This is a genomic window from Pseudomonas sp. GL-RE-29, from assembly GCF_019947275.1.
Classification (GTDB): Bacteria; Pseudomonadota; Gammaproteobacteria; order Pseudomonadales; family Pseudomonadaceae; genus Aquipseudomonas; species Aquipseudomonas fluorescens_A.
This window is the reverse complement of the sequence record NZ_JAGYGD010000023.1, coordinates 20,410-36,872: the sequence shown is the minus strand read 5'-3', so window position 1 is coordinate 36,872 and position 16,463 is coordinate 20,410. Positions and strand designations below refer to the sequence as shown.

Here is a 16,463-nt window from a genome sequence, read left to right as displayed (position 1 = left end):
CTCAGAGATGTGCTGTTCTCGAGGTCGTCATCGCTGGCAAGCCAGCTCCTACAGGTCAGGGCTAACGTCGATCCATCGGAAAAGCTCCCGATGTTGTCATCCACCGCAGCGCGGGTATTGGTGACTTCACTGCGCGATGGCTGTGATTTGTTGGATGTCGTCGGGCGACGATTGCAGCGGCAGGTTTCAGCGTAGATAAAAAAGGGCGCCTTTCGGCGCCCGGTTTCAGCGTTTCAAAACAGCAAACTCTCAGGCGCGCTCAAAAATCGCTGCAATCCCCTGACCGCCACCAATGCACATGGTCACCAGCGCATAACGGCCGTTGATGCGGTGCAGTTCGTGGATGGCTTTGGTGGCGATGATGGCGCCGGTGGCGCCGACCGGGTGGCCGAGGGCGATGCCCGAGCCGTTAGGGTTGACTTTGGCCGGGTCGAGGTCGAGTTCCTGGCTGACGGCGCAGGCTTGTGCGGCGAAGGCGATATTGGCTTCGACCACGTCCATGTCGGCGACGGTCAGGCCGGCGCGTTTGAGCGCCAGGCGTGTGGCCGGGATTGGGCCAAGGCCCATCAGTTCCGGTTCGACACCGGCGTGGGCGTAGCTGACCAGGCGGGCGAGTGGGCGCAGGTTGTTGACCTGTACCGCGGCGCCGGTGGCCATGACCAGTGCGGCGGCACCGTCGTTCAGGCCGGAAGCGTTGCCGGCGGTGACCGAGCCGTCCTTTTTGAACGCTGGCTTCATCGCCGCCAATTGTTCCAGGGAGGTGGCGCGTGGATGCTCGTCGACGCTAAACAGCTTGGTGCCTTTGCGATCCTGGATTTCCACGGTCGCGATCTGCTCGTTGAAGTAGCCGTTGGCAATCGCATGGGCGGCGCGTTTCTGGTCTTCCAGCGCCAGGGCGTCCTGCATTTCGCGGGTGATGCCGTTGCGCGCGGCGACGTTTTCGGCGGTGATGCCCATGTGGATGCCGTGGAACGGGTCGTGCAGGATGCCCAGCATGTAGTCGATGGCTTGCACATTGCCCATGCGCGCACCCCAACGGGCGGACGGCAGCAGGTACGGGCCGCGGCTCATGGACTCGGCGCCGGCGCCGATGGCGATGTCGGCATCGCCCAACATCAAGGTCTGGGCGGCATTGATGATGGCCTGCAGGCCGGAACCGCAGAGGCGGTTGACGTTATAGGCCGGGGTTTCTTTCGGGATGCCGGCGTTGATGGCGGCGACGCGGGAGATGTAGGCATCGCGGGTGTCGGTCGGGATCACGTTACCCATCACCAGGTGACCGACGAGTGCCGGGTCCACGGCGGCGCGTTCCAGGGCGGCTTTCACAGCGGTGGTCGCGAGGTCGGCCGGTGGCACGTCCTTGAGCGAACCGCCGAAGGTGCCAATGGCGGTACGGGCGGCGCTGACAACGTAGATTTCCGGGGTGTTCATGGCTGTTTTCCTTTCGGTGGATTCTTATCTGTACTGCGATTGAGCAGGGCGTTCAAGGCCGTTTTTGCTTCATCGCTGTTGAGGCGCTGGATGAACAGCAAGTTCTCTTCGCGCAGGGTGGCTTGCAGTTCGGCCATGCCGGCCTGTTTCATCAATTGACGCGATTGGCGCAGGGATTCTTGTGGCATTGCCATCAGTCGCTGGGCGAGACGGGTGGCCGCCGCCAGGCATTGCGCGCCGTCGTCGAATACTTCGTTGGCCAGGCCCCACGTCAACGCTTCGCTGCCGTCGAGGCTGTCGCCCAGCAACAGCAGACGCGTCGCTCGGGCCTGACCTAGCAGGCGCGGCAGCAGCAGGCTGGCGCCAAACTCCGGACACAGGCCCAGGTTGACGAAAGGCATGCGCAGCTTGGCGTTGCGGGTGACCAGGACCTGATCGCAATGCAGCAGCAACGTGGTGCCGATGCCGATGGCCGCCCCGCAAACCGCAGCAATCAGCGGTTTTTGCAGGTGAGTCACGGCGCGCATCAGGCGGAATGCCGGGCTGTCCAGATGCGTCGGTGGTTCCTGAAGGAAATCCACCAGGTCGTTGCCGCTGGTAAAGCACGTCGGGCCGCCGGTCACGATGATCACCCCGACCGAGTCGTCTTCGTCCGCCGCAAACAACAGGTCGGCCAACCTCGTGTACATGCTGTTGGTCAACGCGTTGAGCTTGTCGGGACGATCGATCGTCAGCGTCAGCACTCCATCGCGATGCTCTTGTTTGATCAGGTCGGTCATTGCTGGCTCTTGCAGAGTCGGTTCGACGGCCACTTTAAGCGCCGGGCTTACTCCGGAGCTATGACAAAACGGGTCAACCGAGCTGATGCTTTTTGCCATATGGCGTCGCGAAAACGACCACACACCCATTCGGGGTATGGTGCCGTCCGGCGAATCCACCAATAGTAGGTTCATCCGCTCATCCAGAGCCGAACTCGCTTGATAAGGTGCATTTGCTATGGGCAAGACACTGCTTAAGGTGATTTCCAGTCTGTTTGTTGTACCGCTGACTTTGAATGCCTACGCCGCCGAGGTGAACGACAGCAATACGCTGCGGTTGTACAACTGGACGGATTACATCGGCGAGAACACCCTGGCGGACTTTGAAAAGGCCACCGGTATCAAGGTCATCTATGACACGTTCGATGCCTATGAAACGGTGCAGGCCAAGTTGCTCACCGGCCACTCCGGTTATGACCTGATCGTGCTCAACGCGTCCCTGGTGCCGCCGCTGATCCAGGCCAAAGTCTTCCAGCCGCTGGACAAGAAGTTGCTGCCGGGCTGGAGCAATCTCGACCCGAAAGTGCTGCACGACTTGCAAGGGTTCGATCCGGGCACCGCCTACTCGGCGCCCTACACCTGGGGCAGTAACGGCGTCACCTATAACGTCGACAAGATCAAGGAACGCATGCCGGATGCGCCAATCGGTTCGCTGGCGATGATCTTCGATCCGAAGATCGTCTCGCGCTTCGCCGACTGCGGCGTGACCCTGCTCGACGCCCCCACCGAAGTCATCCCGATGGCCCTGACGTATCTGGGGCGAGACCCAAGAAGCGCCGCGCCGGAGGATCTGAAAGCCGCCCAGGATTTGCTCCTGTCGGTGCGGCCTTACATCCGCAAATTCGACTCGGTCAATTACCTCACTAGCCTGCCCAATGGCGACGTGTGCATGGCGATGACCTGGTCTGGCGACTACGCGACAGCCATGGCCCGTGCCGAAGAAGCCAAGAAGCAGATCAACCTGGCGTACTTCATTCCCAAGGAAGGCTCGCTGATCTGGTTCGACAACATGTACATCCCGACCGACGCGCCCCACGTCGCCAACGCCCACAAGTTTCTGGAGTACTTGATGCAGCCGCAGGTGATGGCGGACGTAAGCGATTACATCAATTACGCCAACAGCAATGCGGCGGCCACGCCCTTGTTGAATGCCAGTGTGCGCGACAACCCGGCCATCTACCCCGATGCACAAACCCGCGAGCGGCTCTTCCCGCAGAAAACCCAGAACGCGAAAGACATGCGTGCCATGACACGCGTCTGGAGCACCGTGAAAAGCGGAATTTGATCGTTCAATCGTTTTGTTTGAGGTTTTGGTATGACTAACTCGACTAAAAAACTGTTCTCGACCGTGGAAGCGGCCGAGCTGGTCAAGGCCGACAAGGCTCATCACATGCACGGCTATCACGTGTTCGACGAGCATGCCGAGCAAGGCTCGCTGAACATCGTGGCCGGTGACGGCGCCTACATTTACGACACCGAGGGCAACCGCTTTCTCGACGCGGTCGGCGGCATGTGGTGCACCAACATTGGCCTCGGTCGCGAGGAAATGGCCCTGGCCATCGCCGATCAAGTGCGGCAGCTGGCCTATTCCAATCCGTTTTCCGACATGTCGAACAACGTGGCGATTCAGCTGTGCGAAAAACTTGCCAGCCTCGCGCCCGGCGATCTCGACCATGTGTTCCTCACCACCGGCGGCTCCACGGCGGTGGACACCGCATACCGGCTGATCCAGTACTACCAGAACTGCCGGGGCAAGCCGGAGAAGAAGCACATCATCGCCCGTTTCAACGCCTATCACGGCTCGACCACGCTGACGATGTCGATCGGCAACAAGGCCGCCGACCGGGTGCCGGAGTTCGATTACGCCAACCCGCTGATCCACCACGTTTCCAATCCCAATCCCTACCGCGCGCCGGAAGGCATGGACGAGGCGCAGTTTCTCGAGTTCCTGGTCAAGGAATTCGAAGACAAGATCCAGTCGATTGGCGTCGACAAGGTTGCGGCTTTTTTCGCTGAACCGGTGATGGGTTCGGGTGGCGTGATCATTCCGCCAAAGGGTTATCTCAAGCGCATGTGGGAGGTCTGCCAGCGCTTCGACATCCTGTTTGTCGCCGATGAAGTGGTCACTTCGTTCGGACGCTTGGGCAAGTTCTTCGCGTCCAAGGACGTGTTCGACGTTCAGCCCGACATCATCACCACCGCCAAGGGGCTGACCTCGGCCTATCTGCCGCTGGGCGCGTGCATCTTTTCCGACCGCATCTGGAAGGTCATCGCCGAGCCGGGCAAGGGCCGCTGCTTCACCCACGGTTTCACCTACAGCGGCCATCCGGTGTGCTGCACGGCGGCGCTGAAGAACATTGAGATCATCGAGCGGGAAAACCTGCTGGCCCATGTCGACGATGTCGGCGGCTACCTGGAGCAGCGTCTGGCCACACTCAGGGATTTGCCGCTGGTGGGCGATGTGCGTTGCCTGAAGTTGATGGCCTGCGTGGAGTTCGTCGCCGACAAACGCACCAAGGCGTTGTTCGCCGACGAGATCAATATCGGCGAGAAAATCCATTCGCGAGCCCAGGCCAAAGGCTTGCTGGTGCGGCCGATCATGCACCTCAATGTCATGTCGCCGCCGCTGATTCTCACTTACGCCCAAGTGGATGAAATCGTCGAGATCCTGCGCGAGTGCATTCTGGAAGTGGCGGCCGAGCTTGAGCAGAGCGGCCAGTATTCCGGGCAATGAGTGCTTCAGTCAGGCTTTTACCTAGGGCCTGCTCACCCGCTAGACTGCGGGGCATGAGCAAACCGAACGACGATACGTTGATCGCAATGCCCTTCGGGGCGTTGCACAAATGGCATGGGGGAATGCGCGAGGCATTCGCCCATATCGACGAGCCTGACGCCCTGCAATACCTGGCGTCAGCCTTGGCGCAACTGGTGTCCATCGAGTCGATGATGATCAGCCTGGAGCGCAAGGACCGCGCGCCGCAGTTGCTGCATCAGCGCGGGATTGCCCAGGAGTATCAGGTGTCGATTCTCGAGCGCTATTTTTCCGGCGGCTATTTGCTCGACCCATTTTGCCTGGCGGTGGAGCAGGGGCTGGCGCAGGGGTTCTATCACCTGGAGGAAATTGCCCCGGACAACTTTTTCGACAGTGACTATTACAAGACTTACTACCTGAACGCGGGTTGTTCGGAAGACAGCTACTACATCGTCGACGCCGGCAATGACACGAAGATTTCCGTGAGCCTCTTTCAAGGTTTCGGCGGTGAGTGCCTGCGGGTCGAACAGTTGAATGTGTTGCGCGCCGTCGAGCCGCTGGTGCGCGAGTTTGTCAGCGAGTTCAGTCAGCGTGGCTTGCAGCGCAATAGCGAAATCCAGAGCAATAACGATCAAGGCCTGCGCGATGATCTCAAGCACCGGGTGCAGTCGGCGTTCGAGCAATTCGGTTGCGACGTGCTGACCGAACGCGAGCGGGAAGTGGCCCACATGGTACTCAGGGGCCACTCGGTGAAGTCCACGGCCAGCCAGATGAGCATCTCACCGGAAACCGTGCGCATGCACCGCAAGAATCTGTATATGAAGTTGGAAGTGGGATCGCAGTCGGAGTTGTTTGCGCTGTTTATCGAGTGGTTGCGCAAGCACTGAACATAACGCAGGCATTGTAGGAGCTGGCTTGCCAGCGATGGCGGTGTGTCAGTCGACATCTTCGTTACCGATAGATCGCCATCGCCAGCAAGCCGGCTCCTACGGGTTTTGCGGTGGATCAAATTCCTGGGGCCTACCCGTAACCTTGTGGGAGCTGGCTTGCCAGCGATGGCGGCATATCAGCTGACATCATCGTGACCGACAGATCGCCATCGCCAGCAAGCCGGCTCCTACAAGAGGCGGTCAGTCTTCGCGTTTGACGACCAAGGTCAAAATGTCATAGCTGGCGACCAACTCACCGAGCTGGTTGGTGACTTCCACATCCCACGCCACCACCCCTTGCGGAACGCCTTGCGGGCTCTTTTTGCCCTGGTCGATTTTGCGTTTGCAGGTCAGGCGCGCCTGGATGGTGTCGCCGATGCCCACCGGGTTGATGAAGCGCAAGGTGTCGAGGCCGTAGTTGGCCAGCACCGGGCCGACGCCGGGGGATACGAACAAACCGGCGGCTGCCGACAGCACGAAATAACCGTGGGCGATACGTTTGCCGAATTGCGATTCCTTGGCCGCGATGTCGTCGAAGTGCATGTAGAAGTGATCGCCGGACAGGCAACCGAAATTCACCAGGTCCGCCTCGGTTACGGTACGACGGTGCGTCAGCAGCGACTCGCCAATCTGCAGATCCTGGAAGTAGCGACGGAACGGATGCACCTCGGTTTCAATGACCTTGGCGCCACGTACGAATTCGCCGGTAACGGCTGCCAGCATGGTCGGCGAACCTTGCACCGCCGCGCGTTGCAGGTAATGTTTCACCGCACGCAAACCACCGAGTTCTTCACCACCGCCGGCACGACCTGGGCCACCGTGTTTCAGCTGCGGCAGAGGCGAGCCGTGACCGGTGGATTCACCCGCGCAATTGCGGTCCAGCACCAGCAAACGGCCGTGCAATGCCGCCGCCACCGGAATCGCTTTGGCGGCGATTTGCGGATCCTTGGTCACCAGGCTGGCGACCAGACTGCCTTTACCGCGTGCGGCGAGTGCCAGTGCTTCATCCAGATCGTCGTAAGCCATCAACGTGCTGACCGGGCCAAACGCTTCGATATCGTGGGCGCCACCTTCGGCATGCGGATCGCGGGACTGCAACAGCGTCGGGGCGAAGAACGCGCCTTTATCTACGTTCACACCGCGTGGTTCAAAGCCATCGCGGGCGCCGAACAGCATATCGCTGCTCTGCAACAGGGCTTCCAGGCGTTCGGCCACGTCTTTCTGCTGATCGTGGGAAGCCAACGCACCCATGCGCACCCCTTCCACCGACGGGTCGCCGACGACCACTTTTGCCAGACGATCACGCAGGCGCGTGGCCACTGCATCGATGTGTTTGGCCGGCACAATGGCGCGGCGAATGGCGGTGCATTTCTGCCCGGCCTTGGTGGTCATTTCCCGAGCGACTTCCTTGATGAACAGCTCGAATTCTTCGTCTTCCGGGGTGACGTCCGGGGCGAGGATTGCGCAGTTCAGCGAGTCGGCTTCGGCGGTGAACGGCACCGAATTGCGGATCAGGTTCGGGTTTACGCGCAGCTTGGCCGCGGTGTCGGCGGAACCGGTGAAGGTCACCACGTCCTGGCCTTGCAGGCGGTCGAGCAAATCGCCGGTGCCGCCGATGATCAGTTGTAGGCTGCCCGCCGGCAGCAGGCCCGATTCGTCCATCATGCGCACCACGGCTTCGGTCAGGTAGCTGGTGGCGCTGGCCGGTTTGACGATGCACGGCATGCCCGCGAGGAAGCTCGGGGCGAACTTTTCCAGCATGCCCCAGATCGGGAAGTTGAAGGCGTTGATGTGCACCGCCACGCCACCGCGCGGCACCAGAATGTGGGTGCCGGCGAAGGTGCCCATTTTGCTCAGTTGCAGCGCCGGGCCTTCGTGGACGACGTTGCCGGATGGCAATTCACGGGAGCCGAGGCTGGCGTAGGTGAACAGCGTGCTGTTGCCGCCTTCGATGTCGATCCAGCTGTCGGCACGGGTCGCGCCGCTGTGATGGGAGATCGCGTAGAGCTGTTCCTTGCGCTCGCTCAAGTACAAGGCTAGTGCCTTGAGGCGTTGGGCGCGTTGCTGGAAATCCAGCGCCATCAGGCCGCTGACGCCTTGGCGGCGGCCGTGTTCGATGGCTTCGGCGAAGTCCGGGCGTTCTTCGTGGGTACGGAATATTTCATGGCCGTCGAGGGCGCTGCGCAGGACCTGCGCGCCGTGTTGGCCGATCCAGCGACCGGCGATGAAGCTTTGCAGGGTGGGTGAAGAGGACATCACAATTGCTCCGGGTTTGGTCAGTGTCTGGCGCAGCCGTAGCCGCGCCCTTCAAGTTAAGGGTCAGTGCTGGCTGGCGCCCGAGGCGCCGATGCCGGTCATGGAGCGGATGAACTGCGCCAGGTAACGGCCACGTTCAAGCACTGCACGGGGTGATCGGTCGGTGACGGAAAACAGCCAGGCGCTGAAGAAGGCCAGGCTCATGGAAAACAGTGCCGGGTTGGAATACGGGAACAGCGCCTTGTCGTGGTGCATCACGTTGACCCACACCGCCGGGCTCAGCACCAGCAAGACGATTGCCGAGACCAGCCCCATCAGGCTGCCGATGACCGCGCCACGGGTGGTCAGGCCTTTCCAGTACATCGAAAGGAATAGCACGGGGAAATTCACCGACGCGGCGATGGCCAGCACCAGGCCCGAGAGGAAGGCAATGTTTTGCGATTCGAAGAGCAGGCCCAGGATGATCGCCAGCACACCAATGCAAGCCGTGGCGATGCGCGAGACACGCATTTCCTGCTGTTCACTGGCCTGGCCCTTGCGCATCACGCAGGCATACAGGTCGTGGGACACCGCCGAGGCGCCGGACAATGCCAGCCCGGCGACCACCGCCAGAATGGTGGCGAAGGCCACCGCCGAAATGAAGCCGAGGAACAGGTTACCGCCCACGGCCTGGGCCAGGTGCACGGCGACCATGTTGCCGCCGCCGATGATCGCGCCGCTGGCATCGCGGTACGAAGGATCGGTGCCGACCATGACGATGGCGCCGAAGCCGACGATGATCAGCAGCAGGTAGAAGTAGCCAATGAAACCGGTGGCGTAGAACACGCTTTTACGTGCTTCCTTGGCATCGCTGACCGTGAAGAAACGCATAAGGATGTGCGGCAGGCCGGCGGTGCCGAAGATCATGCCCATTCCCAGGGAAATCGCATCAATCGGGTTCGACAGCAAGCCGCCAGGGGCCATGATCGCGTTGCCCTTGGCGTGCACGGCAGTGGCCCCGGCGAACATCGCCTCGGTGCTGAAACCGAAATACTTGAGCACCATGAACGCCATGAAGCTGGTGCCGAACAGCAGCATCACCGCTTTGATGATCTGCACCCACGTAGTGGCGAGCATGCCGCCGAAGGTCACGTAAAACACCATCAACACGCCGACCAGCATCACCGCGTAGAGGTAGTCGATGCCGAACAGCAACTCGATCAATTTGCCGGCGCCGACCATCTGCGCCACCAGGTACATCAGCGCCACGGTCAGGGTGCCAAAGGCCGAAGTCAGTCGCACCGGCGTTTGTTCCAAGCGATAGGAAACTACGTCGGCAAAGGTGTATTTACCGAGGTTGCGCAGGCGCTCGGCAATCAAAAACAGGATGATCGGCCAGCCCGCCAACACGCCCAAGGCGTAGAGCAAACCGTCATAGCCATTGAGGAACATCATCGCGGAAATGCCTAGAAAGGACGCCGCCGAGATCATGTCGCCAGCTATCGCCAGGCCGTTCTGAAAGCCGCTCATGCCGCCGCCGGCGGTATAGAAGTCGCTGGCCGAACGGGTGCGCAATGCCGCCCAACGGGTCACGCCGAGGGTGAATAAAACGAACACCAGGAACATGCCGATGGCGTTCCAGTTCAATGGTCGCGATGCGCCGTCGGCAGCGACCGCAAGGTCCGTTACCACTGCCAGCGGCAGCAGGAACAGCGCGAGAAGGCGGCTCATCGGGCGCACTCCTGCTTGAGTTTTTCATTCAGCGGGTCGATCACGTTGTTGGCGCGATAGACATAAAAACCGGTCAACGCAAAGGCCAGCACCACAATCACCACACCCACCAACATGCCCACGGTGGTCACGCCGCCGCTCAGCGACTGGCCGAGGGTGGAAGGGGAGAACGCCACCAGCAGCACGAAGCCGAAATAGATCACCAGCATGATCAGCGACAGCGACCAGTAGAGCTTTTGCTTGCGCCGCACCAACTGGATGAAGTCGGGGTGCTGGCGGATGAGTTCTATGTCTTGGGGTGTCATGGAAGCGCTCTCCTTATTGTTTTTGTATGAACGAACGTATTGCCTGTGTTGTGGCGAGGGAGCTTGCTCCCGCTCGGCGGCGCAGCCGTCGTAAATCCTGCATCCGCGTTTTATCTAGCTAAACCAGATGGCCGGTTTTGGGGCCGCTTCGCAGCCCAGCGGGAGCAAGCTCCCTCGCCACAGGTTTTTGTGGATCATTCAATTACGGCAGAAGAATCAGAGCTGATCGAAATCCAGCACCACCTTGTCGCTGATCGGGAAGGCCTGGCACGACAGCACATAGCCGGCGGCCACTTCGTAGTCTTCCAAAGCGTGGTTGCTGTCCATTTCCACTTCGCCTTCGATGACCTTGCATTTGCAGGTCGAGCACACGCCGGCCTTGCACGAGTAGGGCAGTTCGGCGCCTTGGGCATTGCCGGCGTCGAGGATGCTCTGGCTGTTGCGCGGCAGGTCGAAGGCCAGGGCGCGGCCGTCGCTGATCACGGTGATCTGGCTGACCGCCGCATCCACCTGACGCGCCGCCTCGCGGGCTTCGCGTTTTTGCTGGCTGCCAGCGGCGGCGAACAGTTCGAAATGAATGCGCTCAGGCGCCATGCCCTTGGCCTTGAGGCTGTCGCGCACGGTCTCGGTCATTTCCTGCGGGCCGCAAATAAACGCGGCATCGAGGGCCTTGACGTCGAGCCAGCGGCTGAACAATTGCTCGCATTTCTCGGCATTGATGCGGCCGTTGTACAAGTCGACATCCTGCTGCTCGCGGCTGAACACGAAGATCAGGTTCAAGCGTTGCAGGTAGCGGTTTTTCAGGTCTTCGAGCTGTTCGCGGAACAGCGCGCCAGAGCTGGAACGGTTGCCGTACAGCAACGTGACGCGGCTGTGGGGCTCGGTTTCCAGGGTGGTTTTGATGATCGACAGGATCGGCGTGATACCGCTGCCGGCCGCGACCGCGAGGTAGTTGCCGTGGCGAGCAGGATCGAGTTCGACACTGAAATGTCCGGCGGGCGGCATGACTTCCAGGCTGTGCCCGGCTTTCAGCTGTTCGTTGGCAAACGCGGAAAAACGCCCGCCCGCCACACGCTTGATGGCAACGCGCAGTTCACCGTCGTTGGCCCCGGTGCAGATCGAGTAAGAACGGCGTACTTCTTCACCGTCCAGTTGGGTGCGCATCACCAGGTGCTGGCCCTGGGTGTAATGAAAGCTGTCTTGCAGCTCCTGCGGAATCTCGAAGGCGATGGACACCGCATCACGGGTCTCGGTGCGCACGTCCTTGATGGTCAGGCTGTGAAATTTGCTCATTATTGTTCTCCAACTGGGTCGGCCGATCGCCGCTCAGATGCACTTGAAATAGTCGAACGGTTCCCGGCAATCGACGCAGCGGTACAGCGCCTTGCACGCGGTGGAACCGAACTCGCTGAGCACCTCGGTGTGGGCGCTGCCGCATTGCGGGCAGACGATCACCGGGCTTTCACCGAGCAGGCTGCGCTTGCTGGTGCTGCCTTCTGGCGGTGCGATGCCGTAGGCGCGCAGGCGTTCGCGGCCGCTGGCGCTGATCCAGTCGGTGGTCCAGGCCGGGGTCAAACGGCGTTCCAGGTTGGGTGCTTGGAAACCGGCCAGCTCCAGCGCCTGGCGGATATCACTCTCAATCACTTCGGTGGCCGGGCAACCGGAGTAGGTCGGTGTGACCACCACGTGCAAATGCCCAGCCTGCCAATCGAGATCGCGAACGATGCCAAGGTCCACCACGCTGACCACCGGCACTTCCGGGTCCATGACTTCGGACAGGATCGCCCACGCAGCCGCCAGGTCGGTCGGTTGTGCCGGCCGGGCGCCGAGGTCGCTGGCGATCAGCTCACCAGGTTGCATCGGGGTACGCTCGTGGCAGGAACTGCATTTCGGCCAGCAGAATGCCCAGGTGTTCGGTGTGCAGGCCCTTGCGTGCGTTCAGGTAGAAATAGCTTGGCGCGGCGGGAACCGGCAGGGTGGCGCTGGCGAAAATTTCATTGACCTTGGCTTGCCAGGCAGCGGCGACTTGCGCGGTGTCCGGGGTGATGCCAGCGGCATGCAGACGCTGTTCGCTGTCGTCGGCGCTGGTCAGTTCCACGGTGAAACGCCAAACCTCGGGAATCGCCGCGAGCATACGCCGGTGGCTTTCCTCGGTGCCGTCACCCAGACGCTCGACCCACTCGCCGGAGCGGCGCAGGTGATAGGTGACTTCCTTCACGGCTTTGGCGGCGATTCCGGCGATGCGCTCATCGCTGGACTGGCTCAGGCCGGTGAGCACTTGCAGGTGCCAGGCGTCATACAGGAACTGCTTGAGGATGGTCACCGCGTAGTCGCCGTTGGGTTGTTCCACCAGCAGCAGGTTGCGATAGGCACGTTCGTCGCGGCGGAACGCCAGGTCATCGGCGTCGCGGCCGTCGTCCAGCAGTTCAGCGGCGTAATCCAGCCAGTTGCGCGCCTGGCCCACCAGGTCGAGGCCGACGTTCATCAGCGCCAGTTCTTCTTCCAGCGCCGGCGCCTTGCCGCACCATTGGCACAGGCGCTGGCCCTGGATCAGGGCACTGTCGCCGAGGCGCAGCAGGTATTCGATCAGATCGGTCTTGTTATTCATGGTCGACCTCACATGTGCCCGACTTCGGCCGGCAGCTCGTAGAAGCTGGCATGGCGGTAGACCTTGTCGTCCGACGGATCGAACAGGGGATCTTTTTCATCCGGCGACGAGGCGGTGATCAGCGCCGATGGCACGACCCACAGGCTCACGCCTTCGCTGCGACGGGTGTACAGCTCGCGGGCGTTCTCAATGGCCATGGTGGTGTCGGCGGCATGCACGCTGCCGACGTGTTTGTGGTTGAGGCCGTGCTTGCTGCGCACGAAAACTTCGAAGAGGGTCCACTCGGACATTTCAGTTACTCCACATCTGTTCGGTTTTTACTGGCGGGGCTGAAGATCAAAAGATCGCAGCCTTCGGCAGCTCCTACACGGGATCACCGGCTCCTGTAGGAGCTGGCGCAGCCTGCGATCTTTTGGCGGCAGGGAAGTCGCCGAAGATCAAGATCATCAAACGTGCCGAATCAGGCGGCGTTCTTGTTTTGTTTTTTGTAGGCGTGGGCGACGGCGGCTTCGCGAACCCAGGCGCCGTCTTCAATCGCCTTGCGGCGGGTGGCGACGCGTTCGGTGTTGCACGGGCCGTTGCCCTTGAGCACTTCGTAGAATTCGCTCCACTGGATCTCGCCGAAATCGTAGTGGCCGGTTTCGGCGTTCCACTTCAGGTCCGGGTCGGGGCAGGTGCAGCCCAGCAGCTCCAGTTGCGGGATGGTCTGGTCGATGAAGCGCTGGCGCAGTTCGTCGTTGCTCTGGCGCTTGATCTTCCAGGCCATGGATTGCGCGCTGTTCGGCGAGTGTTCATCGCTCGGGCCGAACATCATCAACGACGGCCACCACAGGCGATTGATGGCGTCCTGGACCATGTCTTTTTGTGCCTGAGTACCGTGGCGCATCATGGTCAGGAGGATTTCGTAGCCCTGGCGCTGGTGGAAACTCTCTTCCTTGCAGATGCGCACCATGGCCCGGGAGTAGGGGCCGTAGGAGGTGCGCTGCAAAACCACCTGGTTAACGATCGCCGCGCCATCCACCAGCCAGCCCACCGCGCCCATGTCGGCCCAGTTCAGCGTCGGGTAATTGAAGATGCTCGAATACTTGGCCTTGCCGCTGTGCAGCTTGGCGATCTCTTCGTCGCGGTCGGCGCCGAGGGTTTCCATGGCGCTGTACAGATACAGACCGTGACCGGCCTCGTCCTGGATTTTCGCCATCAATTGCAGTTTGCGTTTGAGCGTCGGCGCGCGGGTGACCCAGTTGCCTTCGGGCAACATGCCGACGATTTCGGAGTGGGCGTGCTGGGAAATCTGCCGGATCAGGGTTTTCCGGTAGGCATCTGGCATCCAATTCTTGGCTTCGATCTTGATTTCTGAATCGATTTTTTCCTGGAAAGCGCGTTCCTCTTCGGACATCTCCGAAAGGTCTTTGATGCGCTTTACGCCTGTTTCTACGAGCTGTGCGTACATTGGGGGTCTCCCGCCGTGAATCTGTTCGAGGGCATGGAGAACTTTATAAGCGATACATAAATTAATATCAAACAGTAAATGACGTGTCGTATTTGTTTTTTGTATCGCTTTGGATGAGTGGTGGTTTTTTCGGGGCTGGGTACATATCCGTTGCTGCGGTAACGGCGGCTTATGGTTTCGCCCTTACGGCGACTCACTTTTTTACAAGCGCCTAAAAAAGTAAGCAAAAAACGCTCGCCCCTTACGTACGGCCCCTCGCTAAGGCTCGGTGTTCCTTCGCTCCGGCATTCATCCGGGGGGCATCGCCTCCGGTCTGCTTCGCGACGACCTCCTCTCGATATGTGCGGCTTCGCCGCACGGCGCTGCGCGCCCACCCCCGGATAAACGCCTCCACTCAGCCTGCCGAGGGGGCGGGTGAATCAAAAGGGCCGAGGCGGCCTACCGGCCGGCCTGGTTGTTTGGTCCGTATGCATTTCAAAACTGTGGGAGGGAGCTTGCTCGCGATAGCACCCTGCCTGCCTACAAATCTCTCTCGAATGTACCCAACCCTTTAGGAGCTGCCGAAGGCTGCGATCTTTTGACCTTGCCCTTAAAAAACTAAATCAAAAGATCGCAGCCTCGTTTCACTCGTCAGCTCCTACAGGCAACGAATCACCACCGGATGTACCCAATCCAAACTGTGGGAGCCAGCCTGCTGGCGATAGCGGTATGTCAGGCGCAGCGATGTCGACTGTACGGCCGCCATCGCCAGCAAGCCGGCTCCTACAGGAATTGCGACTGGCTTCGGAATCAACAAGCTCCAGGCAAAAAAAAGCCCCGCAAAAGCGGGGCCATAAGGGGTGCAGCAGTCATGCTTTCGGACGGTTATCCAATACGTGGCAAGCCTTGCCTTCCGAGCGTTTGATCGAATGGAACGGCTGCAAGACAATCCGCGAACTGATCCCGATATACGTCTTGATGTGCTTGCTCAACTCCCCGCAAACAGCCTTCTGCTGTTCATCGCTCAGGTGCTGATGTTCAGCCTTCAACTCGACATGCACATCCACGCTGTCGAGGTTGCCATTGCGATACAGATGGATCTCATAACACTCGGCCAGCTGTTTGACTTTCAGCACCTGCTCTTCGATCTGCGTCGGGAACACGTTGACCCCGCGGATGATCAGCATGTCATCGCTGCGTCCGGTGATCTTGTCGATGCGTCGCATTGGCCGTGCAGTGCCCGGCAGCAGGCGCGTCAGGTCGCGGGTGCGGTAGCGGATCATCGGCAGGGCTTCTTTGCTCAGGGAAGTGAACACCAGTTCGCCCATCTGACCGTCCGGAAGCACTTCGCCAGTCACCGGGTCGATGATTTCCGGGTAGAAGTGGTCTTCCCAGATCGTCGGGCCGTCCTTGGTTTCGGCGCATTCCATGGCGACACCCGGGCCCATGATTTCCGAGAGACCGTAGATGTCGAGGGCGGTGATACCCAGGCGTTGTTCGATGGCGCTGCGCAGTTCGGCAGTCCACGGCTCGGCGCCGAAGATGCCCAGGCGCAGGGCCAGTTTGTGCGGGTCGATGCCCTGGCGCTCGATTTCATCGGCGATGTTGAGCATGTAGGACGGCGTGACCATGATGATATCCGGCTGGAAATCCTTGATCAGCTGCACTTGCTTTTCAGTCTGGCCACCGGACATCGGGATCACCGTGCAACCCAGGCGTTCAGCGCCGTAGTGCGCGCCGAGGCCGCCGGTGAACAGGCCGTAGCCATAGGAAATATGCACTTTGTCGCCACGCCGGCCACCCGCCGCTCGGATTGAACGGGCCACGACGTTGGCCCAGGTGTCGATGTCGTTCTGGGTGTAGCCGACGACGGTTGGTTTGCCGGTGGTGCCGCTGGACGCGTGCAGGCGCACGATGTCGTGCATCGGCACCGCGAACATGCCGTAGGGGTAGTTGTCGCGCAGGTCGGACTTGGTGGTGAACGGGAATTTCGCCAGGTCGTCGAGGGACTTGATGTCGTCCGGGTGCACGCCCAGGGCATCGAAGCGCTGACGGTACAGCGGCACATTGTTGTAGGCGTGGTTGAGGCTCCAGCGCAGGCGTTCCAGCTGGTGCTGACGGAGTTCGTCGACGCTGGCGGTTTCCAGCGGGTCCAGCACAGGATCAAGCACGGATTGGGCAATTGGCATGTTCATGACTTCACTCGAATTGTTTTTGTGTTCCGG

Annotated in this window: 14 protein-coding genes; 3 read left to right on the top strand and 11 right to left on the bottom strand. The window is 60.7% G+C overall.

What is annotated here, in order from left to right:
• Nucleotides 1-249: 249 nt before the first annotated feature.
• Both KGB21_RS19205 and KGB21_RS19200 read right to left on the bottom strand, forming a co-directional pair.
• A complete protein-coding gene (locus KGB21_RS19205) occupies nucleotides 250-1,431 on the bottom strand; it encodes an acetyl-CoA C-acyltransferase family protein (RefSeq protein ID WP_223506362.1) in 1,182 nt (393 codons plus the stop codon).
• Complete coding sequence (locus KGB21_RS19200) at nucleotides 1,428-2,210, bottom strand: enoyl-CoA hydratase-related protein (RefSeq protein WP_223506360.1); 783 nt, start codon at nucleotides 2,208-2,210, stop codon at nucleotides 1,428-1,430. Before KGB21_RS19200 ends, KGB21_RS19205 begins: the two co-directional genes overlap by 4 nt.
• 217 nt (nucleotides 2,211-2,427) lie before the next feature.
• Between KGB21_RS19200 and KGB21_RS19195 the strand changes: the two genes are divergently transcribed.
• From KGB21_RS19195 to KGB21_RS19185, 3 genes are read left to right on the top strand one after another with little or no spacing between them, the layout of a single operon-like run.
• Nucleotides 2,428-3,534 carry a polyamine ABC transporter substrate-binding protein gene (locus tag KGB21_RS19195; protein ID WP_034149279.1) on the top strand — a complete coding sequence of 369 codons (1,107 nt, stop codon included), beginning with the start codon at nucleotides 2,428-2,430 and terminating at the stop codon, nucleotides 3,532-3,534.
• A gap of 30 nt (nucleotides 3,535-3,564) precedes the next feature.
• On the top strand, nucleotides 3,565-4,983 hold the full coding sequence (locus tag KGB21_RS19190) for an aminotransferase (protein ID WP_223506358.1): 1,419 nt from the start codon (nucleotides 3,565-3,567) through the stop codon (nucleotides 4,981-4,983).
• Complete coding sequence (locus KGB21_RS19185; RefSeq protein ID WP_034149281.1) at nucleotides 4,980-5,888, top strand: helix-turn-helix domain-containing protein; 909 nt, start codon at nucleotides 4,980-4,982, stop codon at nucleotides 5,886-5,888. The genes KGB21_RS19190 and KGB21_RS19185 overlap by 4 nt, the downstream gene beginning before the upstream one ends.
• A gap of 243 nt (nucleotides 5,889-6,131) precedes the next feature.
• On the opposite strand, the gene paaZ is transcribed toward KGB21_RS19185, so the two are convergent.
• The 9 genes from paaZ to paaK form a co-directional block, all read right to left on the bottom strand.
• Complete coding sequence (gene paaZ, locus KGB21_RS19180) at nucleotides 6,132-8,186, bottom strand: phenylacetic acid degradation bifunctional protein PaaZ (protein ID WP_223506356.1); 2,055 nt, start codon at nucleotides 8,184-8,186, stop codon at nucleotides 6,132-6,134.
• A gap of 63 nt (nucleotides 8,187-8,249) precedes the next feature.
• Nucleotides 8,250-9,896, bottom strand: coding sequence for a cation acetate symporter (locus tag KGB21_RS19175; protein ID WP_223506354.1), 1,647 nt, complete (start codon nucleotides 9,894-9,896; stop codon nucleotides 8,250-8,252).
• Nucleotides 9,893-10,201 carry a DUF485 domain-containing protein gene (locus KGB21_RS19170; protein WP_034149283.1) on the bottom strand — a complete coding sequence of 103 codons (309 nt, stop codon included), beginning with the start codon at nucleotides 10,199-10,201 and terminating at the stop codon, nucleotides 9,893-9,895. Before KGB21_RS19170 ends, KGB21_RS19175 begins: the two co-directional genes overlap by 4 nt.
• Before the next feature lie 216 nt (nucleotides 10,202-10,417).
• Entirely contained in the window at nucleotides 10,418-11,494 is a 1,077-nt protein-coding gene (paaE, locus tag KGB21_RS19165; protein ID WP_223506352.1) for a 1,2-phenylacetyl-CoA epoxidase subunit PaaE, read from the bottom strand.
• 33 nt (nucleotides 11,495-11,527) lie between these two features.
• Nucleotides 11,528-12,061 carry a 1,2-phenylacetyl-CoA epoxidase subunit PaaD gene (paaD, locus tag KGB21_RS19160; RefSeq protein WP_034149285.1) on the bottom strand — a complete coding sequence of 178 codons (534 nt, stop codon included), beginning with the start codon at nucleotides 12,059-12,061 and terminating at the stop codon, nucleotides 11,528-11,530.
• Entirely contained in the window at nucleotides 12,048-12,809 is a 762-nt protein-coding gene (paaC, locus tag KGB21_RS19155; protein ID WP_223506349.1) for a 1,2-phenylacetyl-CoA epoxidase subunit PaaC, read from the bottom strand. The genes paaD and paaC overlap by 14 nt, the downstream gene beginning before the upstream one ends.
• Nucleotides 12,810-12,817: 8 nt before the next feature.
• Nucleotides 12,818-13,099, bottom strand: coding sequence for a 1,2-phenylacetyl-CoA epoxidase subunit PaaB (paaB, locus tag KGB21_RS19150; RefSeq protein ID WP_007943393.1), 282 nt, complete (start codon nucleotides 13,097-13,099; stop codon nucleotides 12,818-12,820).
• A gap of 170 nt (nucleotides 13,100-13,269) precedes the next feature.
• Nucleotides 13,270-14,259 (bottom strand): 1,2-phenylacetyl-CoA epoxidase subunit PaaA, encoded by a 990-nt coding sequence (gene paaA / locus KGB21_RS19145; RefSeq protein WP_223506347.1) that lies wholly within the window; start codon nucleotides 14,257-14,259, stop codon nucleotides 13,270-13,272.
• An 848-nt stretch (nucleotides 14,260-15,107) separates the two neighbouring features.
• On the bottom strand, nucleotides 15,108-16,433 hold the full coding sequence (gene paaK / locus KGB21_RS19140) for a phenylacetate--CoA ligase PaaK (RefSeq protein WP_034149288.1): 1,326 nt from the start codon (nucleotides 16,431-16,433) through the stop codon (nucleotides 15,108-15,110).
• Nucleotides 16,434-16,463: the final 30 nt, after the last annotated feature.